The 22397-nt window shown below is 65.6% G+C and carries 18 protein-coding genes; 13 read left to right on the top strand and 5 right to left on the bottom strand.

Going from position 1 to position 22397, the window contains the following annotated elements; translation table 11 throughout:
* The first annotated feature begins 68 nt into the window (after window positions 1-68).
* The 5 genes from P6U24_RS35925 (at window position 69) to P6U24_RS35905 (ending at window position 4372) form a co-directional block, all read left to right on the top strand.
* Window positions 69-1043: an aliphatic sulfonate ABC transporter substrate-binding protein gene (locus P6U24_RS35925; protein WP_407157098.1), complete on the top strand. Its 975-nt coding sequence runs from the start codon at window positions 69-71 to the stop codon at window positions 1041-1043.
* A 182-nt stretch (window positions 1044-1225) separates the two neighbouring features.
* The gene (locus tag P6U24_RS35920) at window positions 1226-2077 is read left to right on the top strand and encodes an ABC transporter permease (protein ID WP_407157097.1); all 852 of its coding nucleotides are present in this window, start codon (window positions 1226-1228) and stop codon (window positions 2075-2077) included.
* Window positions 2077-2862 carry an ABC transporter ATP-binding protein gene (locus P6U24_RS35915; protein ID WP_407157096.1) on the top strand — a complete coding sequence of 262 codons (786 nt, stop codon included), beginning with the start codon at window positions 2077-2079 and terminating at the stop codon, window positions 2860-2862. The genes P6U24_RS35920 and P6U24_RS35915 overlap by 1 nt, the downstream gene beginning before the upstream one ends.
* Window positions 2863-2917: 55 nt before the next feature.
* Entirely contained in the window at window positions 2918-3427 is a 510-nt protein-coding gene (locus P6U24_RS35910) for an OsmC family protein (RefSeq protein WP_407157095.1), read from the top strand.
* A 150-nt stretch (window positions 3428-3577) separates the two neighbouring features.
* Window positions 3578-4372 (top strand): hypothetical protein, encoded by a 795-nt coding sequence (locus tag P6U24_RS35905; protein WP_407157094.1) that lies wholly within the window; start codon window positions 3578-3580, stop codon window positions 4370-4372.
* Window positions 4373-4470: 98 nt separating this feature from the next.
* Here the strand turns inward: P6U24_RS35905 and mutS are convergent, their stop codons facing one another.
* Window positions 4471-7206, bottom strand: coding sequence for a DNA mismatch repair protein MutS (gene mutS / locus P6U24_RS35900; RefSeq protein ID WP_407157093.1), 2736 nt, complete (start codon window positions 7204-7206; stop codon window positions 4471-4473).
* Window positions 7207-7525: 319 nt separating this feature from the next.
* On the opposite strand from mutS, the gene pcaF reads away from it, so the two are divergent.
* Both pcaF and P6U24_RS35890 read left to right on the top strand, forming a co-directional pair.
* Window positions 7526-8734, top strand: coding sequence for a 3-oxoadipyl-CoA thiolase (gene pcaF, locus P6U24_RS35895; RefSeq protein ID WP_407157092.1), 1209 nt, complete (start codon window positions 7526-7528; stop codon window positions 8732-8734).
* A 210-nt stretch (window positions 8735-8944) separates the two neighbouring features.
* Window positions 8945-9838, top strand: coding sequence for a dioxygenase (locus tag P6U24_RS35890; protein WP_407157091.1), 894 nt, complete (start codon window positions 8945-8947; stop codon window positions 9836-9838).
* A 237-nt stretch (window positions 9839-10075) separates the two neighbouring features.
* Here the strand turns inward: P6U24_RS35890 and P6U24_RS35885 are convergent, their stop codons facing one another.
* Window positions 10076-11554 carry a hypothetical protein gene (locus P6U24_RS35885; protein ID WP_407157090.1) on the bottom strand — a complete coding sequence of 493 codons (1479 nt, stop codon included), beginning with the start codon at window positions 11552-11554 and terminating at the stop codon, window positions 10076-10078.
* Window positions 11555-11861: 307 nt separating this feature from the next.
* On the opposite strand from P6U24_RS35885, the gene P6U24_RS35880 reads away from it, so the two are divergent.
* Genes P6U24_RS35880 through P6U24_RS35870 form a run of 3 tightly spaced genes read left to right on the top strand, consistent with a single transcriptional unit; the run spans window position 11862 to window position 15507 of the window.
* Window positions 11862-13013 carry a PspA/IM30 family protein gene (locus P6U24_RS35880; RefSeq protein ID WP_407160714.1) on the top strand — a complete coding sequence of 384 codons (1152 nt, stop codon included), beginning with the start codon at window positions 11862-11864 and terminating at the stop codon, window positions 13011-13013.
* Window positions 13014-13054: 41 nt separating this feature from the next.
* Window positions 13055-13711 (top strand): OB-fold-containig protein, encoded by a 657-nt coding sequence (locus tag P6U24_RS35875; RefSeq protein WP_407157089.1) that lies wholly within the window; start codon window positions 13055-13057, stop codon window positions 13709-13711.
* Between the two features lie 47 nt (window positions 13712-13758).
* Window positions 13759-15507: a flotillin family protein gene (locus P6U24_RS35870; RefSeq protein ID WP_407157088.1), complete on the top strand. Its 1749-nt coding sequence runs from the start codon at window positions 13759-13761 to the stop codon at window positions 15505-15507.
* Between the two features lie 413 nt (window positions 15508-15920).
* Here P6U24_RS35870 and P6U24_RS35865 read toward each other — a convergent pair whose 3' ends face one another.
* The 3 genes from P6U24_RS35865 to P6U24_RS35855 are packed head-to-tail and all read right to left on the bottom strand — an operon-like array spanning window position 15921 to window position 19102.
* Window positions 15921-17480: a DHA2 family efflux MFS transporter permease subunit gene (locus P6U24_RS35865; RefSeq protein ID WP_407157087.1), complete on the bottom strand. Its 1560-nt coding sequence runs from the start codon at window positions 17478-17480 to the stop codon at window positions 15921-15923.
* Window positions 17481-17484: 4 nt separating this feature from the next.
* Window positions 17485-18630 carry an HlyD family secretion protein gene (locus P6U24_RS35860; RefSeq protein ID WP_407157086.1) on the bottom strand — a complete coding sequence of 382 codons (1146 nt, stop codon included), beginning with the start codon at window positions 18628-18630 and terminating at the stop codon, window positions 17485-17487.
* Window positions 18623-19102, bottom strand: coding sequence for a MarR family winged helix-turn-helix transcriptional regulator (locus tag P6U24_RS35855; RefSeq protein WP_407157085.1), 480 nt, complete (start codon window positions 19100-19102; stop codon window positions 18623-18625). The genes P6U24_RS35860 and P6U24_RS35855 overlap by 8 nt, the downstream gene beginning before the upstream one ends.
* A 185-nt stretch (window positions 19103-19287) precedes the next feature.
* On the opposite strand from P6U24_RS35855, the gene P6U24_RS35850 reads away from it, so the two are divergent.
* From P6U24_RS35850 to ispG, 3 genes are all read left to right on the top strand, one after another.
* Window positions 19288-19779: a Fur family transcriptional regulator gene (locus tag P6U24_RS35850; RefSeq protein ID WP_407157084.1), complete on the top strand. Its 492-nt coding sequence runs from the start codon at window positions 19288-19290 to the stop codon at window positions 19777-19779.
* Window positions 19780-19846: 67 nt separating this feature from the next.
* Window positions 19847-20797 (top strand): DMT family transporter, encoded by a 951-nt coding sequence (locus P6U24_RS35845; RefSeq protein ID WP_407160713.1) that lies wholly within the window; start codon window positions 19847-19849, stop codon window positions 20795-20797.
* Between the two features lie 13 nt (window positions 20798-20810).
* Entirely contained in the window at window positions 20811-22097 is a 1287-nt protein-coding gene (ispG, locus tag P6U24_RS35840; protein WP_407157083.1) for a flavodoxin-dependent (E)-4-hydroxy-3-methylbut-2-enyl-diphosphate synthase, read from the top strand.
* The last annotated feature ends 300 nt before the right edge of the window (window positions 22098-22397 follow it).

The following is a 22397-nucleotide window of genomic DNA, read 5'->3' as shown; positions in this document are numbered from 1 at the left end:
TCTCGTCGACCCCTGGTTTAACTCATTGAATGAGATGGATCTTTCACAAGAGCCGGGAAGGGGTCAGCATGGGCGGATTGTCAAGACGGGCGTTTGCTGCTGTTGCAGCTGTGTTTCTGATGGGGCCGCTCGGCGCGCGCGCCGCCGAGCCGCTGAAAGAGATTCGCATCGACTGGGCGACCTACAATCCGGTGTCGATAGTGCTGAAGCAGAAGGGCCTGCTCGAGAAGGAGTTCGCCAAGGACGGCATCAGCATCGTCTGGGTGCAGTCGGCCGGCTCCAACAAGGCGCTCGAATTCCTCAATGCCGGCTCGATCGATTTCGGCTCGACCGCAGGCTCGGCCGCGCTGGTCGCGCGGATCAACGGCAACCCGATCAAGTCGATCTATGTCTATTCGCGTCCCGAATGGACCGCGCTGGTGACGACCAAGGATTCCAAGATCAGTGGCGTTGCCGATCTGAAGGGCAAGCGCGTCGCGGTCACCCGCGGTACCGACCCGCACATCTTCCTGGTGCGCGCGCTGCTCGGCGCCGGCCTGTCCGAGAAGGACATCACGCCCGTTCTGTTGCAGCATGCCGACGGCAAGACCGCGCTGATCCGCGGCGACGTCGATGCCTGGGCCGGGCTCGACCCGATGATGGCGCAGGCCGAGATCGAGGAGGGCGCAAAACTGTTCTATCGCAAGGCCGACGCCAATACCTGGGGCATCCTCAACGTGCGCGAGCAGTTCCTGAAGGACCACCCGGACATCGTCCGTCGCGTGCTCGCGATCTATGAGGACGCGCGCAAGCAATCGCTGGCGAACTACGACGATCTGAAAAAGACCTTCATCGCGGTGACCAAGCTGCCGGAGGCGGTGGTCGACAAGCAGCTCAAGGAGCGCACCGAGCTGACCCACAACCGGATCGGCGCGCCCCAGCGCGAGTCGATCCTCGCCGCCGGCATCGCTCTGCAGCAGGCAGGGGTCATCGACGCCAAGGTCGACGTCAACGCCGCGCTGGATGCGCTGATCGACGACCAGGTGCCGCTGCCGACGAATTAGCTAGCTGCCGACCCTCACTAAACGTGTCGTCCCGGGCAAGCGAAGCGCAGACCCAGGACCCATAACCCCGGAGGTCCGTTTTGCGAGGATTGGAGCTCCAGCTCGCTTCAACTAAGCCCCGGGACGACACCGAGGGCGGGCGCCGCCGTCCTGTTGCAATTCTCTTTGAGACGCTTCTCACTATGACCATGTCAGCTGAATTGCACGCCATGCAACCGATCGAAGCGACCGTGCAAGCCACGTCCGCGGCGCGGCTGCGCCGTGTCGCGCGGCCGCTGCTCGGCCTGGTGCTGCCGCTGCTGTTCGCCGGCGGCTGGGAACTCGTGGTTGACATCGGCTGGTCGAGCGGCCGGCTGGTGCCGCCGCCGAGCCGCATCATTACGACCATCGCCGACCTCGCCCGCAGCGGCGAGCTCTCCCGCCACATCAGCGTGACGCTGGCGCGGGTCGGCATCGGCTTCGGCCTCGGCGTTGCCGCCGGCACGTTGCTGGGCGGCATCGGCGGCTATTGGACGATGGCGCGGCGGCTCATCGATCCGACCGTGCAGGCGCTGCGCGCGATCCCCTCGATCGCCTGGGTGCCGCTGTTCATCCTCTGGCTCGGCATCTTCGAGACCTCGAAGGTCGCGCTGATCGCGGTCGGCGTGTTCTTCCCGGTCTATCTCGGCCTGACGGGCGCGATCCTCTCGGTGGATCGCAAGATCGTCGAGGTCGGACGCATCTTCCGCCTGTCGGGGCCGGCAATGATCCGTCGCATTCTGCTGCCCGCCGTGCTGCCGGCCTATGTCGTGTCGCTGCGGGTCGCGCTTGGCCTTGGATGGATGTTCGTGGTGGCGGCCGAATTCATGGGCGCGTCGGAAGGGCTCGGCTATCTGCTGATTGACGGCCAGCAGCTCGGCAAGCCGGCGCAGATCGTCGCCGCCATCGTGATCTTCGCCATCATCGGCAAGGTGACCGACTGGCTGCTGGAGATCGGCACCGCGCCACTGTTGCGCTGGCAGGACAATTTCGCCCGCAATGGCGGAGGGCGCTGATGCTGTCGCTGCAATCCCTGGGTAAGATCTATCCGAACGGCGTCCATGCGCTGGAGCGGTTCTCCGCTGACATCGGCCATGGCGAGATCGTCGCCATCATCGGCGGCTCCGGCTGCGGCAAGTCGACCCTCTTGCGCGCGATCGCCGGCCTCGATCCGGCGAGCAGCGGCTCGGTCGAGCTGGATGGCGAGCGTATCACCGCGCCGCACGAGCGGATCGGCATCATCTTCCAGGAGCCGCGGCTGTTGCCCTGGCTTTCCGTCGCGGACAATGTCGGCTTCGGCCTGTCCGAAATGCCGGCGGATCGGCGCCGCGCCCGCGTCGCGCAGGCGCTCAGCCGCGTCGGTCTTGTCGAGAAGGCCAAGGCCTGGCCGCGCGAGCTCTCCGGCGGCCAGGCGCAGCGCGCGGCGATCGCCCGCGCTCTGGTCACGCAGCCCGAGGTGCTGCTGCTGGACGAGCCGTTCTCCGCGCTCGATGCCTTCACCCGCAAGGACCTGCAGGACCATCTGCTCGACCTCTGGGCCGACACGCGGCCCACGCTCATCATGGTCACGCATGATGTCGAGGAAGCCGTCGTGATGGCCGATCGCGTGCTGGTGATGCGGCCGCATCCGGGCCGCCTGTTCGAGGAGATCACCATCAACCTGTCGCGGCCGCGCGACCGCACCGCGCCGCTCTTCGATCAGTTCAAGCGCCACGTGCTGACCGCGCTCGACCGCTCGCTCGATCGTACGATGCGGGAGGCGCAGGGCAGAGGCGACGCCATGACTGCGATGTGGTGGTGACATCGGGAGCCGGTGTGGCTACATCTCTGCCGGAATAATCCGGGAGAGAACGACAATGGATGCCGCCGAGCTGCGCGCCATGCAGGCGCCGATCAAGGAACGCTACAAGGCCGACCCGTCGGCCGCGGTCATTACGCTGAAGGCCAAGGGCTCGGTCGACAATGACGGCCTCACCTGCAAGGTCGAGACCGGTCGCGCGCTGGCCATTGCCGGCCTGCATCCGGCGACCGGCGGCTCGGGGCTGGAGCTGTGCTCCGGCGACATGCTGCTGGAGGCGCTGGTCGCCTGCGCCGGCGTCACCCTGAAGTCGGTCGCGACCGCGATCGAGGTGCCGCTGACAAGCGGCGACGTCATCGCCGAAGGCGATCTCGATTTCCGCGGCACGCTCGGCGTCGACAAGGAGGCGCCGGTCGGCTTCCAGGAGATTCGCCTGCGCTTCGAGGTCGGCACCGACGCCCCGCAGGACAAGCTTGATCTGCTGCTCAAGCTCACCGAGCGCTATTGCGTGGTCTATCAGACCATCAAGAACGGCCCGAAGATCGCGGTGAGCATGAAGCGGGTTTAACTCCACTGTCGTCCCGGCGAACGCCGGGACCCATAACCACCAGCGCTGATGTTTGCGCAGGCTGGTCATTTTCGATCTTTCAATCTCATGACCGCCGGTGGTTATGGGTCCCGGGTCTGCGCTTCGCTTGCCCGGGACGACAGATGAATAATGTCCCTCGACCTCACCTTCTTTCTCATCCTCGGCCTGCGCATGGCGATCGCGGCGGCCTTCGTGGTCTCGGCCTCGATGGTTGCCGAACGCACTGGCCCGGTGATCGGCGCGCTGGTTGCGACCTTGCCGATCTCGGCGGGGCCGACCTACGTTTTCCTCGCCGTCGACCATGATGCCGCGTTCATCGCGCAGGGCGCGCTGATCAGCCTGCCGATGAATTCCGCCACCATCTTCATGAGCCTCGCCTACGCGGTTTGGGCGCAGCGGCGGAGCATGATCGTCAGCGCCGCCACCGCGATCGCCGTCTGGCTCGTATGCGCCATCCTCATTCGCCATGTGCACTGGTCGCTGGTATCAGGCGTTGCCATCAATGCCGCCACATTCGCGATCTGCCTGCCACTGCTGCAGCGCTATTGTCATGCCAGGATGCCACTGATCACGCGGCGCTGGTATGACGTGCCGCTGCGCGCCTCGCTGGTCGCAACCCTGGTCGCCACCGTGTCGACGCTGTCGGGATGGGTGGGGCCGACCGTCAGCGGCGTGCTGGCGGTGTTTCCGACCGTGTTCACCTCGATGATGCTCATTCTGCATCCGCGCATCGGCGGCCCGGCCACCGCGGCTGTCATGGCCAACGGCGCCTACGGCATGATCGGCTTCACATCGGCGCTCGGGGTGCTCGCGGCCACCGCGCTGCCGCTCGGCCCAGCCGCCGCGCTGAGTCTCGCGCTTGCGACCTGCGTGTTCTGGAATTTGGGCCTGTGGTGGTTCGGGCGGGGGAAGGCGGCGAAGTAACGGCACCGTCATTGCGAGGAGCGAAGCGACGAAAGCAATCCAGGATTTCTCCGCGTAAAGAAGACTGGATTGCTTCGCTTCGCTCGCAATGACGATAACTATGACTTCGATAGCTTCGCCTTCAGCGCGTAGAGCGCGTCCATGGCCTCGCGCGGGGTCATCTCGTCCGGATGCAGCGCTCTGACCGCGGCGATCAGCTCCTCAGCTTCCTTCGATATTGTGGGCTCGGCGGCCGCGCGCGCGGGCACAGCGAACAGCGGCAGGTCGTCGACCAAGGCGCGCGCGCTTTGGCCGCGATCCTGCGCCTCCAGCTTGGCCAGCACGGATTTGGCGCGGGCAATCACCGCCGGCGGCAGGCCGGCGAGCTTCGCCACCTGGATGCCATAGGAGCGGTCCGCCGAGCCCGGCAGCACCTCGTGCAGGAACACGACGTCGCCCTGCCATTCCTTCACGCGCACGGTGGCGTTGAACATGCGCGGCAGCTTGGCCGAGAGCGCCGTCAGCTCGTGGTAATGCGTCGCAAACAATGTGCGGCAGCGGTTGCTCTCGTGCAGATGCTCGATCGCGGCCCAGGCGATCGACAGCCCGTCGAAGGTCGCGGTGCCGCGGCCAATCTCGTCGAGAATAACAAGCGCGCGCTCGCCGGCCTGATTCAAGATTGCGGCGGTCTCGACCATCTCGACCATGAAGGTCGAGCGACCCCGCGCCAGATCGTCGGCCGCACCGACGCGCGAGAACAGCCGGTCGACGATGCCGATGCGGGCGCGGCTCGCTGGCACGAAGGAGCCGATTTGGGCCAACAAAGCAATGAGCGCATTCTGACGCAGGAAGGTCGATTTGCCGGCCATGTTTGGGCCGGTCAGCAGCCAGAGCTGGCCGCTCTTGTGGCCCGGCGTTGGTGATAAGTCGCAGGAATTGGCGATGAACGGCTGGCCATCGCGCTTCAAGGCCTGCTCGACCACGGGATGCCGGCCGCCTTCGATGGCAAAGCCGAGCGAACCGTCGACCTCCGGCCGCACGTAGTTGTCGTCCACCGCGAGCTTGGCGAGCGCGGTCGCGACATCGAGCATGGCAAAGCCATGCGCGGCGGCGCGCAGATCGTCGCCGGCGGCGAGTGCCTGGCCGCACAGCCGGTCGAAGATCTCGAGCTCGAGATTGAGCGCGCGCTCGCCGGCATTGGCGATCTTGGCCTCGATCTCGCTAAGCTCTGATGTTGTGAAGCGCACCTGGCCGGCCAGCGTCTGGCGATGGATGAAGGTCGCGTTCAGCGGCGCCGACATCAGCTTGTCGCCGTGCTGCGCGGTGACCTCGACGAAATAGCCGAGCACATTGTTGTGCCGGATCTTGAGCGCCTTGACGCCGGTCTGGTCGGCATAGCGCGCCTGCATCGAGGCGACGACGAGGCGCGAGGCGTCGCGCAGGTTTCGGGTCTCGTCCAGTGTCGCGTCATAGCCTTGGCGGACGAAGCCGCCGTCGCGCTTGATCAATGGCAACTGCTCGTCGAGCGCGCGGGCGAACTCGGCAGCGAGTTCGCGCGAGGGACGGCCAAGCGCGCTCATCACGCTGGCAACCTCCGGCGGCGGCAGCGTTAGCGCCTCGAGCCGCGCCAGCGCCTGATCGGCAGCGAGGATGCCGTCGCGGATGGCGGCAAGATCGCGCGGGCCGCCACGGCCGACCGACAGCCGCGCCAGCGCGCGCGACATGTCCGGCGCGCCGCGCAGGATCGACCTGAGATCATCGCGCGCCGCGCTGTCGCTGGCAAACGCGCTGACCGCATCGAGCCGCCGCGCGATCTGCGTCGCGTCGGTCAGCGGCGCGGCGAGGCGCTGTGCCAGCAGCCGCGAACCGGCCGAGGTCACCGTGCAGTCGATCGCATCGAGCAGCGAGCCGCGCCGCTCGCCGGCGAGGGTGCGCGTCAGCTCGAGATTGGCGCGCGTCGCCGGATCGATCGCCATGCTGGCCCCTGATGTCTCGCGCGCGGGCGGGGCCAGCGGCAGGCGCTTGCCCACTTGCGTGCGGTCGACATAGGTGACGGTGGCCGCGGCCGCGGTGGCTTCCAGCCGCGACAGCGCAGCAAGCCCGTCCATGGTGGCGACGGCGAAATAGTCGCACAGCCGCCGCTCGGCGGTGGCGCCGTCGAACACGTCGCGGGTGAGCGGCGTCACGGCTGCGAGCTCGCGCAGCACGGGCTCGAACTCTTGGTCGGAATACAGCGCGTCGGAGACGATCACCTCGTTCGGATTGATGCGCGCGAGCGTGGCCGAGAGCTCGGCAAAGCCGCATTCGGTGACCATGAATTCGGAGGTCGAGATGTCGATCCAGGCCAGCCCCAGGCGATCGCCGCCGGAGGAGCCGCGGCTGCGTGCGATCGCGAGCAGATAATTGTTGGCGCGCGCATCGAGCAGATTGTCTTCCGTCAGCGTGCCCGGCGTCACCACGCGGACCACGCCGCGCTTCACCACGCTCTTGTTGCCGCGGGCGCGCGCCGCCGCCGGATCCTCCATCTGCTCGCAAACGGCGACGCGGATGCCTTGCGCGATCAGCCGGTGCAGGTAGTCCTCGGAGCGCTCCACCGGCACGCCGCACATCGGGATGTCCTGGCCCTGGTGCTTGCCGCGCTTGGTCAGCACGATGCCGAGCGCTTTCGAGGCGACCTCCGCATCCTCGAAGAACAGCTCGTAGAAATCGCCCATCCGGTAGAACAGCAGGAGACCCGGATGCGCTGCCTTGATCTCCAGATATTGTTCCATCATCGGCGTCAGCTTCGCCGGCGCCTCCGGCGCGGTGGCGGCATCGAGCGGCGCGGGGGCGGGGATGGACTGCTGAATTGTCATGGCGCGGGAAAATACCGAATTTACCGCGAGCCTCCTACCGCTTTGCGGTCGCTGTCCCGGTTTTCCACGCCTCGCGCGGCCGGCTCTCCACCTCTCCCGCTTGCGGGGGAGGTCGCATCGCATCGACGATGCGATGCGGGTGGGGGAAGTCCATCCGCACGGAGATTTTCGCGTGGGGCAGGCCCCCACCCCAACCCTCCCCCGCAAGCGGGGGAGGGAGCATACTGTCGTCTTGGTGCATACCTCTCTCCCTTCTCCTCATTTGACCGGCCGCATGTGCGCTCCTACAACCGGCTGAAACAAGGTCAGGGAGAGAGCGATGCGCGATGTGTTCCTTTGCGATGCGGTGCGGACCCCGATCGGCCGCTTCGGCGGATCGCTGGCGAAAGTGCGCACCGACGATCTTGCCGCCGCGCCGATCAAGGCGCTGGTCGCCATGCATCCCGATCTCGATTGGTCATCGGTTGATGAAGTGTTCCTCGGCTGCGCCAACCAGGCCGGCGAGGACAACCGCAACGTGGCGCGCATGGCGCTCCTGCTCGCGGGCCTTCCCGATTCGATTCCCGGCCAGACCCTGAACCGGCTCTGCGCCTCGGGGCTTGATGCCGTCGGCGCCGCAGGCCGCGCGATCCGCTCCGGCGAAATCGATCTCGCCATCGCCGGCGGCGTCGAATCGATGACGCGCGCGCCGTTCGTGCAGGGCAAGGCAACGGAAGCATTCTCGCGCTCGGCCGAGATCTTCGACACCACGATCGGCTGGCGTTTCATCAATCCGCTGATGAAGCAGCAATATGGCGTCGATTCGATGCCGGAGACCGGTGAGAATGTGGCCGAGGAATTCCAGGTCTCGCGCGCCGAGCAGGATGCATTCGCGATCCGCTCGCAGCAGCGCGCCGGCAAGGCCATCGCGTCGGGCTATTTCGCGGAGGAGATCACGCCTGTCATGGCGCCCGGCGGGAAGGCCGGGCCCATCACTGTCGACAAGGACGAGCATCCGCGCCCCGAGACCACGCTGGAAGCGTTGGCAAAATTGAAGCCGATCGTGCGCAATCCGGGCACGGTCACCGCGGGCAATGCGTCCGGTGTCAATGATGGTGCGGCCGCCATGATTCTCGCCTCCGAGGCGGCGGTGAAGAAGCACGGCCTGACGCCGCGTGCGAAAGTGCTCGGGCTGGCCTCCGCCGCGGTGCCGCCGCGCATCATGGGCATCGGCCCGGTGCCGGCCGTGCGCAAGCTGATGGAGCGGCTCGGCTTCAAGATCACCGATTTCGATCTGATCGAATTGAACGAGGCGTTCGCGAGCCAAGGCATCGCCTGCCTGCGCCAGCTCGGCGTCGCCGAGGACGCGGACTTCGTCAATCCGCATGGCGGCGCTATCGCGCTCGGGCATCCCCTGGGCATGAGCGGCGCGCGGCTGGCGATGACCGCGGTGCATGGGCTGGAGAAGCGCGGCGGCAAGCGCGCCCTCGCCACCATGTGCGTCGGTGTCGGCCAGGGCGTCGCGCTGGCATTGGAGATGCTGCAGTGATCTCCAGCGTTATCGCGAAAGTAGCCCGGGTGAGCGGAGCGACACCCGGGGGACCCCGCAGATCGCTGATGCTCATGCGGGCTATATCAACGATCCTCCGTCGTCATTGCGAAGAGCGAAGCGACCGAAGCAATCCAGTATCGCGCAAGAGGTTCTGGATTGCTTCGCTTCGCTCGCAATGACGGAAAGGTTCGTTGCGGAGGACACACCATGACCATCGTGCGCGAGCAGGACGTCACGGCAGCGGTGCTGGCCGTGATGGAGCAGACCAAGAACCCGCGGCTGCGCGAGATCATGATCGCGCTGGTCAAGCATCTGCACGGCTTTGTCCGTGATGTCAGGCTGACCGAAGCGGAATTCCGCGAGGCCGCCGCGCTCATTGCCGAGCTCGGTCAGCGCACCACGGATACGCATAACGAAGTGGTGCTGATGGCCGGCTCGCTCGGCGTCTCCTCGCTGGTGTGCCTCCTGAACAATGGCGACAACGGCAACACCGAGACCGCGCAGTCCTTGCTCGGTCCGTTTTGGCGGCTGAACTCGTCGCGCACGGACAACGGCGGCTCGATCGTGCGCTCGGATACGCCCGGGCCGGCGCTGTTCGTGCGCGGCAAGGTGGTCGATCCCGATGGCGCACCGGTCATCGGTGCCGAGGTCGACATCTGGCACGCCTCGCCTGTCGGCCTCTACGAGAACCAGGATCCCGAGCAGGCCGACATGAATCTGCGTGGCAAATTCACGACGGATTATGACGGCCATTTCTGGTTTCGCTCAGTGATGATGGTCGGCTATCCCATTCCGACCGACGGCGTGGTCGGACGGCTGCTCGAGGCGCAGGGACGACATCCTTATCGTCCGGCGCATCTGCACGCGCTGGTCGTCAAGGAAGGCTTCAAGGTGCTGATCTCGCAGGTCTACGACCCCAACGATCCGCATATCAACAGCGACGTGCAGTTCGGCGTCACGAAGGCGCTGCTTGGCAACTTCATCCGCCACGACGAGCCGCATCCGACCGAGCGCGATGTCGTCGCGCCCTGGTATTCGCTCGATCACCTCTATCGTATGGAAGCCGGCGAGACAGTGTTGCCGCGCCCGCCTATCAAGTAGCTCGGCGTCAGGTTTGCACGAGCTATCGTGTTGCCGACGGTGCACTCCCTCTCCCCGTTCTTACGGGGAGAGGGTTGGGGTGAGGGGCAGACGCACGAGCAGTGTGAATCGTTAGACCTGTACCCCCTCACCCGGATGGCATCTGGCGATGCCATCCGCCTCTCCCCGCAAGCGGGGCGAGGTTAGCGCCGTCGCCGCGGCCACAGCGCTGCGCTTAATCGTCAATATGGCCGAATACTACTTCACTCCTGTCACCGGACACGTCCCCGGCGTGTCGCACGCTGGCGGTGTTGCGCGCGTAGTGGCGACCACGTCGGCTGACACTGGACCTTCAATGCCGTTCACAACGACTGCCACATGCCAGCGATAGGTCGTCTGCGGCGCAAGGCCGGCGTCGGCGAAGCTTGGGCTCGTGGTCTCGCCGATGACGGCGAATGCGCCATCAGCGCCGGCGCGCGAGATGCGATAAGTCGCCTTATCAGGCGCAGGATCGAAGGCGAGGTCCGCTCCGCTATCGGAGGTGTCGATCACCGCCAACACGGGCACCGTTGCGCTCGCAGGGTGCGTTGCCGGCGCGGTCGCGCTGGCATCGCTGGTGGTCACAGGCGCGCTCTTGTTGTCTACAGTTCCGCTAGCGCCGGCCGTGAGCGCGTCAAGCATTGCCTTAATGGCTTTAATCTGCGCGCCGTTCTTGGTGACGTAGTCGTCGGTGTGGTTGACGTAGCTCCACCAGTCCCAGCAGGCGAGCGGATTGGTCGGGTCCACTGCGCTCGCCTTGACTTGCGGATATAGCACGATGAGGTGGTTGGTGTCGGCCCAGGCGTTGTAGCCGGTCTCGTCCACGAAGCGCCTGCCGATACGGCCGACATCTTGCGCGCAGCCATGCAGCGCGATGTGCACGCGGCAGGCCATGCCGTCAGCGCAATCCTGCGGCACGAACACATAGCCTGCTTCGCTCATGCTCAGCGCGTCTGGAATGTCGTCACCCGTATAAGGCGCCTGGTCGAAACGCTGCACTGTGCCCTTGAGCTCGCCCCCATTGGGAGGCTTCAGTCGGCCATAGATGTGCTGCAGGATGATGCCGGCCTGGTCATAGCCGCACTGGTCGATATAGGGGCTAGTGCTGGCATTGCAGGCGGCGAGGTCGGCCTGCCCTTCCTGCCGCACGACCAGGGAGTGGCCAGCGCCGAGCGTAGTTTGATAGAACAACCGGGCGCGGCCGGCCTCGCCGAGATAGTGATGGTAGAAGGCGGCTGTCGCGTCAGTCGAAGCCTTGTACACGATCGTGTCGTTGGTGCCGTGAAACAGGTAGATCCGCTGCCGCCTGAGATTGTCGAGCGGATCGATCACGCCGGCTGCCGCGTTGGCGTTGGCCTTTCGTGTGAAATCATTGGTGTCGAGATCGGATGCCGGTCCCTTCATGCAGGCGCCGAGCGCGCGTCCCATCGGACGCGTGTAGGCCGTGAGGATGTCGCTGGAGTCTGCGAGGTCGCACCAATAGGGACCACCGGCGACGATGCCGACGCCCTGAACTACCGACGACCAGGCGGTGCCGAACTGCACGGCCATGAAGGCGCCCGACGAGACGCCGGAAATCGAGCTGTCGCCGATTGCGGCGTTGTAGCTCTTCAGCTTCACGGGATCCGCAGCTGCAACTGACGCGGCAGCGAGACCCGAAGCCAGCACAAGGATCGCGTTCAGTCGGCGGAAGCTCATGTGTAGCCCTCACACGCAACCACTGTGAGCATAGAGCCCTCGTTGCATCGCGAACAAGCCGCGAATCGATTCATCTGAGCCCATGCCGTTTCTCGGCCTCGCAAGTCCCGGGAAAGTCGACGGCTTTTTAACCTTGCACGTTCGGCTCTCTTAACGATCACCCAACTTTGTTTGAGGCGGGTCACGTCCGGATAACCGTGGCGGACGACATATCGGTATGTGCATCCGGTTATGCGCAACCACCCCGTCGACCGCCCCTCCTCAAGGCGGCTTGTCAAAGCACAATTATCGTGCTTTCCTGTTCCCCATGGTCGCGCTTCCGCCCGATATGGCTGTCCGCTACCGGCTGGACCCGGATGCGCAGGCGCGTGCCGCCATCGATGCGACCTTCGATGACTACGCATCGATGATGGACATGCTCGATGCGATCGCCGCGTCGAAGAACATCGGCGCCAATCTCGTCGCGCTGCATGGCCATGCTTATGAGCCGATCCGCAAAGCCACGCGGCTGCCCTCGCGGCTGGTGACGCTGGGCCTACGCGACCGCGCGGCTTATCGTGCTTCGCATATCAAAAGGCTGCCGCTCGACGACCGCCTCGTCAATGTCCGCAATGCCGCGACGCTCTCGCTCGGCACCGCACTTGGCCGCTTCACCATCCGCTTCGACGTTGTCGGCTACGCCAAAGGCTGGGGCCACGCCACGCCGGCCCAGCTCGTTTGCTGCGAGGACGGCAGCTTCGAGGTCCGCTTCGGCGTCACCGCAAATGCAACCCGAGGAAAGGAACACGTCATGCTCGCCGAACACGCGCCGGCTCCCGACACGATCCTCTCGCGTGCGGGACGCCTGATCGCCGGCATCGCCTATGGCGCCATCGAGAAGGCCGAGGACAACAACAAGGTCGCGCTGGTCAAGCAGGCCATCCGTGAGATCGAGCTGGCCGAGAAGGAGGCGCGTGACAGCCTGTCGCAAGCGCGCGCCGAGGAATATCGCCTCAATGCGCGGCGCGCCGAGATCGAGCGCGAGATGTCCGTCCTGACCGAGCAGATCCGCACGGCGATCGCCGAGCATCGCGACGACCTCGCCTCCGCCGGCATTGCGCGGCAGATGGATCTCGAAGCCCAGTTCGAGGTGCTGTCGAAGGCGATCGACGAGAATGCCGAGCGCATCGATGCGACACTGACGACCCTGCGCGCCATTCTCTCCAGCCTGCAGGACGCACAGGCGCGGCTTGCCGAGCTGGAGCGCAGCGAGGCGGAACAGCATCCGGCGCAAAGCAGCACGCGTGGTCGTAGCACCTCGAGCGGCTTCGCCAAGGCGGCACGCGCCAGTCGTGCCATCGCCCGCGCCACCGGCGTGCCGGCCCCGGTCGCACCGTCGCCCGATATCGACGAGCTCTCCAAGCTGCATCGCGACAAGGAGATCGCGAGCCGCCTGGCGCGGCTGAAATCACAAACGTAGAAAAAGATAACCCGGGGGGCTTCGCCCAGATCTGGTGGAACATGTCCATCGTCGAACATTTTATGCAACCCGAGGTGCGGCCGTTCGCGGTCGCCGCCCTCATGATCGCGCTTGTCGGCGGCGTCGAAGTCGCCGGCATGATCGTCGGCATGTCCTTCAGCGAGTTGTTCGGACACGCCTTCGATGTCGGCCATGGCAGCAATGACAGCGGCATCGCGCAGGTGCTGTCGTGGATTAATGTCGGCAGCGTCCCGCTGATGATCTGCATCCTGCTCGCGCTTGGCATCTTCTCCATCGCGGGCTTCTTGATCCAGGACGCCGCACGGCTGGTCGCAGAGCCGCTGCCCGCCACCGCCGCCGGGGTGCTGGCCGCCGCCGTCTCGGTGCCGCTACTGCGCAGCGCCACACGTTATGCCGCGCATCTGGTGCCGCAGGATGAGAGCTATGCCGTCGGGCTGTCTGACCTCGTCGGCCGCGTCGGCGAGGTCTCCGTCGGGCCGCTCGATGGCGGACTGCCGGGGCGCGTCCGAGTCAAAGATGTCCACGGCAATTGGCACATGGTGACAGCCTCCGCCGCGCCGGACTCGCCGCCGCTCGAGAAGGGCACCCCCGTCCTGCTTGTCGATCGCAAGGACGGCCGCTTTATCGCAATCGCGGCGACTGAGGAGCTCGCGACGCCAAAACAAGATCGTCGTTAGACAGGATTTTCATCAGGCAAGATTCCCATCAGGAAAGTGATCTCATCATGTTTGATCTCGTTGTTCCCGCCACGATCGGCGTCATCCTCCTGATCGTGCTCGGCACCGTGTTCGCGGTGCTCTATCATCGCTCCACCCGCGACGAGGCTTTTGTCCGCACCGGCCTCGGCGGCAAGAAGGTCGTGCTCGATGGCGGCGCGGTGGTGCTGCCGATCTTCCACTCGATCGCGCGGGTCAATCTGAAGACCTTGCGGCTGCGCGTCGAGCGCAGCAAGAAGGATTCGCTGATCACCAAGGACCGCATGCGCGTCGACATCGACGCCGAGTTTTATGTCCGGGTGAAGCCGGACGTGGATTCGATTGCGCTGGCCGCGCAGACGCTAGGTGCCGTCACCAACAACGCGGAGCTGCTGCGCGACCAGGTCGAGGCCAAGTTCGTCGACGGCCTGCGCTCGGTCGCCGCAACGATGGAGCTTCTGGACCTGCAGGAGAAGCGTTCCGATTTCGTCAAGCATGTGCAAGCCGCGGTCGAGGCCGACGTGCAGTCGAACGGGCTCGAGCTCGAATCGGTGTCGCTGACCAAGCTCGACCAGACCGATATCTCCTTCTTCAACGCCGAGAACTTCTTCGACGCCGAGGGCCTGACGCGGCTGAAGACCATCACGGAGACGCGGCGGCGCGATCGCAACGCCATCGTGCGCGACAATGAGGTGGCGATCGCGCAGAAGGATCTGCAGGCGCGGCAACAGACGCTGGAGATCGAGCGCACCAAGAAGGAGGCCGAGCTCAGCCAGGAGCGCGACATCGCCAACAAGACCGCGAGCACGCGCGCGGAAGTCGCGAGCGCAACCCAGACCGCGCGTCTCACCGAGGAGGCCGCCCGCATCGACACCGATCGCGCGGTCGCGCAGAAGGAGGCCGAGGCCCGCAAGCAGAAGGAGACCGCGGTCATCGAATCCAACCTCGCGATCAACCGGCGCAAGACCGATGCCGACCGCGAGATCCAGCTCGCGACCCAGGACAATGAGATCCAGATCGCGGCCAAGAGCCAGCAGACGTCGGAGGCCCGCGCCGCCGCCAAGACGGCCGAGGCGCTGGCGGTCTCTGCCGAAGAAAAGGTCACCACCGCACGCGCTATGGAAGTCGCCGACCGTGAACGCCTGACGGCGGTCATGGCCGCGCGCAAGGAAGCCGAGCAGCGCTCGACCGGCATCACGGTGGCGGCGGAGGCCGAGAAGCGCGCCGCGGTCGATCGCGGCGAGGCGGCCAAGACGCTGGCGACCGCGGAGGCCGAGGCCAACAAGATCAAGGCGGCCGGCGTGCGTCAGATCGGCGAGGCGGAAGCGGCCGTCATCCTGATGAAGAACGAGGCGCAGAACAAGCTCGGCAGCAACGTGATCGATTTCGAGCTCGCCAAGCAGCGCATCGCGGCGATGCCGGCCGCGCTTGGCGAGATGGTGAAGCCGATCGCCAATCTGAAGGACGTCCGCATCCTGCACACCGGGGGAATGCTGGGCGGCAACGCGAATGGGGCCGGTGGCAATGTCGGCTTCGGCGAGGGCCTCGCCGGCGAGCTGCTGCGCGTGCATGCGCTCAAGCCCCTGATCGACGAGATCCTGGTGCAGTCCGGCTTCAAGCCGGGCGACGATCCGGTCAAGGCGTTGGCGGGCGTGGTGCTGCCGAGCGGCGACGGCAAGGTGGACGCCAAGGAGGATCTGAAGGCGGACGCAAAGGCGAATCTGCTGAAGGCGAATGTCATCAACGACAAGCCGCTACCGTCATCGCCGCAGGTGTGAGGTCCGGTGCCACAACAGGGCTCGGTGCGACCCTCCCCTGGAGGGGGAGGGTCGGCTCACATGAGCGCAGCGAAATGTGAGACGGGGTGGGGTGATCTCACCGGCTTGATCGGCTGGCGCGACATCACCCCACCCCGCTCGCTTACGCGAGCGACCCTCCCCTCCAGGGGAGGGTCGCCGTCATCTGATGTCTGGCTGAAATCTTGAAGAAGGCCCCCGGGAGTGGGGGCGGCGCTGGAGGTGCCGCCGCCCCCACCCGGCACGTCATGGCGCTGAGGTCCATGAGGCGCTGCCCTCCGCGAGCAACTGGGGCGCGGAGGAGAGGGGTGATCCAACCATAACCTGAAACGCGGCGGGCTGGCGCGCCGAATCCATCACGTTTCCGTCAGCTTTTGGCGATTCCAAAAACCTCGCTACTCCATCACGGCGTGATCGGCCGGCGCGACCTGTGCGCGCAGTGCCACCCTGGTCGAACCGATCATGATCGCGAGCGGGATCGAGCCCAGGATGAAGAACATCACGAGCTGGTAGTCGTGGGAGAAGGCGATGATCTGCGCCTGCACGGTGACCATCGCGTCCGCCATCGCCCGCCCGGCATCCGTGGACAGGTTGATCATCCCCGATACATTCGGCATCTGCAGCGCGTGATTGAACGGGTTGACGTGCTCGCTCAGGATCGCGTGGTAGCGCCGCGTACCCTCGGTGAGTTGGGCGATCGCGATCGAGATGCCGATCGAAGAGGCGACATTGCGCACCAGGGTCAGCATCGAGGTGCCGTCGGTACGCAGGGCGCCCGGCAAAGTCATGAACGCCACCGTCGACAGCGGCACGAAGACGAGGCCGAAGCCGAAGCCCTGGACGATGCTGACCGTGACGATCTCCGGCACGCCGGTCTGGTCGGTCCAGCCGGTCATCTGGAACAGTGACAGTGCGGTCAGGCCGAGGCCGACCACGATCAGGGTCCGCGCCTCGATATAGCGCAGGAGCCGGCCGACCAGCATCATGGCGATGAACGTGCCGCAGCCGCGGCTCGCGAGCAGCACGCCGGCGGTGATGATGGGATATCCGATCACATTCTGCAAATAGGGCGAGGACAGCGCCATGGTGGAGAACAGCACGAGGCCCATCACGGTCATGAACACGCAGCCGCCGACGAAATTCTTGTCCTTGAACAGCTCGAAGCGGATGAACGGCCGTTCCGTGGTCAGCGAATGCGCCAGGAAGTAGTAGAAGCCGACCGCGGCGACGATGAATTCGATGATGATCTCGCTCGATTCGAACCAGCCCTGATCCTCGCCACGATCGAGCGCGATCTGCAGCGCGCCGATGCCGATGGCGAGTGCGACGAAGCCGAACCAGTCGAAAGTCAGCGCAGCGTTCGGCTTGGTCTCGTCCATGAAGGCGGCCAGGCCGAGTACGGTGACGATGCCGAACGGCAGGTTGACGAAGAACACCCAGTGCCAGGAATAGGTCTCGGTCAGCCAGGCGCCGAGCGAAGGGCCCATGATCGGGCCCATCATCACGCCCATGCCCCAGATCGACATCGCCTTGGCCCGTTCGTGCAGCGCGTAGCTGTCGAGCATGACCGCCTGCGACAGCGGCACCAGCGAGGCGCCGAACACGCCCTGCATCAGGCGGAACAGCACCATCTGGTCGATGTCCTGCGCCAGCCCACACAGCACCGAGGCGATGGTGAAGCCGGCCGAGCAGACGATGAAGGTGCGCTTGCGGCCGAAGCGGTTGGCGATCCACCCCACCGGCGCGGTCATGATCGCTGCCGCGACGATGTAGGAGGTCAGCACCCAATTGATCTGGTCCTGCGAGGCCGACAGCGTGCCCTGCATATAGGGCAGCGCGACATTGGCGATGGTGGTGTCGAGCGCCTGCATGATCGTCGCCGTCATGGCGCAGATCGTCACCATGTTCCGGCGGAAGCCTGGCACCGCTGATGGTGAGGGGATAGGCGCGTTCATCGCGCTACTCGGCCTTGTCGGAGGCGTGGGCCATGCCGAGCAGGCCCTTGAGCGTACGCTGATGGCCGGTGTCGATCGACACGTTCACGCTCATGCCGGCCTTGAGCCTGGCGACGAACGGATCGTCCTTGTCGAAATAGATCCGGACCGGCACGCGCTGCACCACTTTGACGAAATTTCCGGTGGCGTTCTGCGGCGGCAGGATCGCGAATTGCGCGCCGGTGCCGGGCGACAGCGAGCCGACCGTGCCCTTGAAGGCGTGGTTCGGAAAGGCGTCGACATCGAGCTCGACCTTTTGTCCGACCGCGACATAGGTGAAGTCGCTTTCCTTCGGATTGGCGTCGACCCAGGGGTTGGCGACGTCGATCACCGAGAACACCGGCGTGCCGGCGGCGACGAAGCGGCCGAGCTGGATCTGGTCGACCTGCGTGGCGATGCCGGCCATCGGCGCGCGCAGCACGGTGTGGTCGAGATCGCGCTGCGCCTCCGCGAGCTTGGCCTTGGCCTGGACGTAAGGCGGGAACTGCTCCAGCGGCAAATCGGGATTGCCGAGCAGTTGGGTCTTCGCGCTCGAGATCTGCTGCTTGATGAACTGCGCCTGCGCCGCGGCCGTCACATAGGCATTGGCGGCGTTGTCGAGATCGAGCTGCGAGCCGAAATTGCTCTTGACCAGCGTCTGCTTGCGATCGACGTCCTTCTGCTTCAGCTCGACGCCGCGGTTGGCGAGATCGAGCATCTGGTCGTAGATCCTGATGTTGGCGACCAGGTTGTCATAGCTCGTATGCGCCTGCTCCAGCGCCGCCTTGGCCTGATCGACCGCGAGCCGGTAGGGCACCGGGTCGATCTCGAACAGCTCGTCGCCCTGGTCGACGTGCTGGCCCTCCTTCACGACGATCCTGGTGATCTTGCCGGATATGTCGGGCGTGATCAGGACTTTCTGCGCGCCGACATAGGCGTCGTCCGTGGTCACGTAGCGGCCGCCGTTCAGATAGAATGTGAGGCCGCCGATCGCGGCGAGGATCGGCAGCACCACGAGCAGCAAGGTGCGGCGATAGCGCTTGACGCCGCGCTTCTGCGGCGCGGCGGCCGCCGCCGGCGCTGCGGCGCTTGCTTTCTGGTCAGGCGCGAGTTTCAGGGCGGGCTCAGCCATAACGCTGCTCCTTTCGCTGCTCCTCGCAGAGGGACTGGAGGGCATTCCGCACGTTTTCCTTGATGTCTTCGAGCTGGGTCATCAGCCGCTGCGCATCGTCAGGCGCGATGCCGTCCAGCGCAGTGGCGGTGATCTCCGAGCGCAGCCCGGCGAGCTTGGCGAGCAGCGGCCTTGCGGCCTGCTTCAGATAAAGCCGGTTGACGCGGCGGTCGGTGTCGTCGCCGCGTCGCTCGATCCAGCCATTGTCGCAGAGCTTGTCGATCAGCCGGGTCAGCGTGATCGGCTGCATCTCCATCTGCTCGGCGAGCTCGGTCTGCTTCATCCCCTCGGTTCGCTCGACCTTGGCGAGCACGGCCCATTGGGCGCGGGTGATGCCATAGCGGCTGGCTGCCTTGTCGGCATAGCCGCGCACCAGGCGGTGCAGCTCGCCAAGGGTAAACAGGAAGTTCATGTCCACGCTGTCGTGGGTCATCGGTCGGTCGCGGGGTCCTTAGGGGAACTAAGCCTTGGCTCCAATGAGCTTGGGATATAATAAGCAAGCTTATGAAATCCTTCCACCCGTTTGAGCCGGTGGTTTCGGGGTGCGGCCCCGAACGTGACGCATGGCTGGGCCACCCGCCTTTGGCGGTTGCAGCCGAAAATGTTAGGTTGCCAAGGATGACCCCGGCGAAACCGGCTTTTCCCGCTCCCGATCATGATCACGGCCGCTGCACGGCGGACGCGCTTGACCATGCCGAGCATGTCTGTGCGCAGCGGGCGCAGAAGTTCACGCCGCTGCGGCGTCAGGTGCTGCAGGCGCTGCTGTCCAGCCACCGCCCGCTCGGGGCCTATGAGGTGATCGAGGAACTGGCCAAGGCAGCGCCGCGGCCGGCGCCGATCACGATCTATCGCGCGCTCGACTTCCTGATCGCCAACGGGCTGGTGCACCGGATCGAGAGCCGGAACGCCTATCTCGCCTGCGCGCATGACCATGACACAACCGCGCTGGTCGCGTTCTTGATCTGCGAGCGCTGTGGCGCGGTCGGCGAGGTTCCTGCGGCCCCGATCGCCGAGAGCCTGAGGGCCGCCGCCGGAGCCTCCGGTTTCGTGCCCAAACTCTCGGTGGTCGAGATCACCGGCACCTGCGCGCATTGCCAGAAAGCGGCGTGAGCTGGGCAACAGTCAACAACCATAAGAAAAGAAAGCCTGCCGGGAGCAAATGTCCGCAAAACCTTCGATGTCGTCGGCGGCAACATCTTCCGCAACGCGCCCGCTTGGTCCGGGCGCGATTGCCGTGGTCCTGGTGCTCTGCCTCACCTGGGCCTTCAATCAGATCGCGATCAAGCTGGTCTTGCCGGAGATTCCGCCGATGCTGCAGGCCGGCTTGCGCTCGGCCGGCGCGCTGCCGGTGCTGCTGCTGCTGGCGCGGCTTCGCGGCGTGAAGATGTTCGAGCGCGACGGCACGCTGGGCGCGGGCCTGTTCGCCGGGGTGCTGTTCGGCTTCGAGTTCGTGCTGATCTATCGCGGCCTGCAGCTGACCTCGGCCTCGCGCGCGGTCGTGTTCCTCTACACTGCGCCGTTCTTCGTCGCGCTGGGCTCGTTCCGTTTCCTCGGCGAACGGCTGGGTGCGGCGCAATGGGGCGGTCTCGCCCTGAGCTTCCTGGGCGTGGCGCTGGCGATGGGCGTCCCGCAGGCGGATGTCGACGGCAAGGTGCTGCTCGGCGACGTCCTGATCGTGCTTGGGGGCCTGCTCTGGGGCGCCACCACCGTCATTGCCAAGGGAACCCGGCTGCGGTTCGCGCCACCCGAGAAGGCATTGGGGTACCAGGTCGCCACCTCGGTCCCGATCCTGCTCGGCGCGGCGCTGCTGTCGGGCGAGCGGATCACCCATATGCCCAGCCCCTTCGTATTCGGCTTGATGGCCTGGCAGGCCTTCTGGGTGGTCGGGACCACGTTCACGATCTGGTTCGCGCTGGTGAAGACCTATTCGGCCAGCAAATTGTCGGCATTCACCTTCATCACCCCTTTATTCGGGGTGGTGGCGAGCTATTTCATCATGCATGACGCCCTGACGCTGGCCTTTGGGCTGGCCGCCCTGCTTGTTATTGCTGGGCTTTTTCTCGTAAATCGCCCCAATCGCGCCGCCGCTCCCGCGACTGATCCATTGCTGAATGTCATCAAAACCTGATATCCGAGGCCCCATGAACAAGCCCGAGATCCTGCCTCAGACCGATATTGCCGGCCCCGCGCCCCGGCACCAGACCACCAAAGTCATGGTCGGCAACGTCGCCGTCGGCGGCGGCGCGCCGATCGTCGTGCAGTCGATGACCAACACCGACACCGCCGATGTCGACCAGACGGTGGCCCAGGTCGCAGCGCTGGCGCGCGCCGGCTCCGAGATGGTCCGCATCACGGTGGATCGCGAGGAGGCGGCCGCCGCCGTCCCGCATATTCGCGACGCGCTCGCCAAGCGCGGCATCGATACGCCGCTAATCGGCGACTTCCATTACATCGGCCACAAGCTCCTGGCCGAATATCCGGCCTGTGCCGAAGCGCTCGCCAAGTACCGGATCAATCCCGGCAATGTCGGCTTCAAGGACAAGCGCGACACCCAGTTCTCCTCGATCATCGAGATCGCCAACAAGAACAACAAGCCGGTGCGCATCGGCGCCAATTGGGGCTCGCTCGACCAGGAGCTGCTCTCCAAGCTGATGGACGAGAATGCCGCCTCGGCCAATCCGCGCGATGCGCGCGCCGTCATGCGCGAGGCGATGGTGCAGTCGGCGCTGCACTCGGCCGAGCGGGCGCAAGAGCTCGGCATGCCGAAGGACCGGATCATCCTGTCGGCCAAGGTCTCGGCCGTGCAGGATCTGATCGCGGTGTATCAGGATCTCGCCGCGCGCTCGGACTATGCCATCCATCTCGGCCTGACCGAGGCCGGCATGGGTTCGAAGGGCATCGTGGCCTCCTCGGCAGCGCTCGGCATCCTCTTGCAGCAGGGCATCGGCGACACCATTCGCATCTCGCTGACCCCCGAGCCCGGCGGCGACCGCACCCGCGAGGTGCAGGTCGCGCAGGAGTTGCTGCAGACCATGGGTTTCCGCACCTTCGTGCCGCTGGTCGCGGCCTGCCCGGGTTGCGGCCGCACCACCTCGACCACGTTCCAGGAGCTGGCGCGCTCGATCCAGGATTTCATCCGCGACGAGATGCCGACCTGGAAGACCAAATATCCGGGTGTGGAAGCGCTCAACGTCGCCGTGATGGGCTGCATCGTCAACGGCCCCGGCGAATCCAAGCACGCCAATATCGGCATCTCGCTGCCCGGCACCGGTGAGGCCCCGGCTGCGCCCGTGTTCGTCGACGGCAAGAAGTTCCGCACCCTGCGCGGGCCAACCATCGCCGCCGATTTCAAGGCGCTCGTCATCGACTACATCGACCAGCGCTACGGCCAGGCTGCGAAGGCGCCTGAAATCACTGCGGCGGAGTAGGTCGGCCGCGTCGCGGCAAACTCAGTGTCGTCCCGGCGAACGCCGGGACCCATAATCCGCGGCCGTTGTGCTCGATGACGCCGTCGCTCAAATCCTCGCAACCATAACCTGCGGTGTGTATCGGTCCCGGCTCAAGGCCGGGACGACGGCGGAGTGCGCTGTTACGACGCTGTCGTCGTTGCGAGGAGCCGAAGGCGACGAAGCAATCCAGAATCTCTACTGCGGCGCTGGATTGCTTCGTCGCTGGCGCTCCTCGCAATGACGGCTGAAGCATTGCACTTAACCCCCCGCGCGTTACGA

The organism is Bradyrhizobium sp. STM 3557, from assembly GCF_045571465.1.
GTDB lineage: Bacteria > Pseudomonadota > Alphaproteobacteria > Rhizobiales > Xanthobacteraceae > Bradyrhizobium.
Note: the sequence above shows the minus strand (reverse complement) of the source record. Positions and strands in the feature narration are given on the sequence as shown.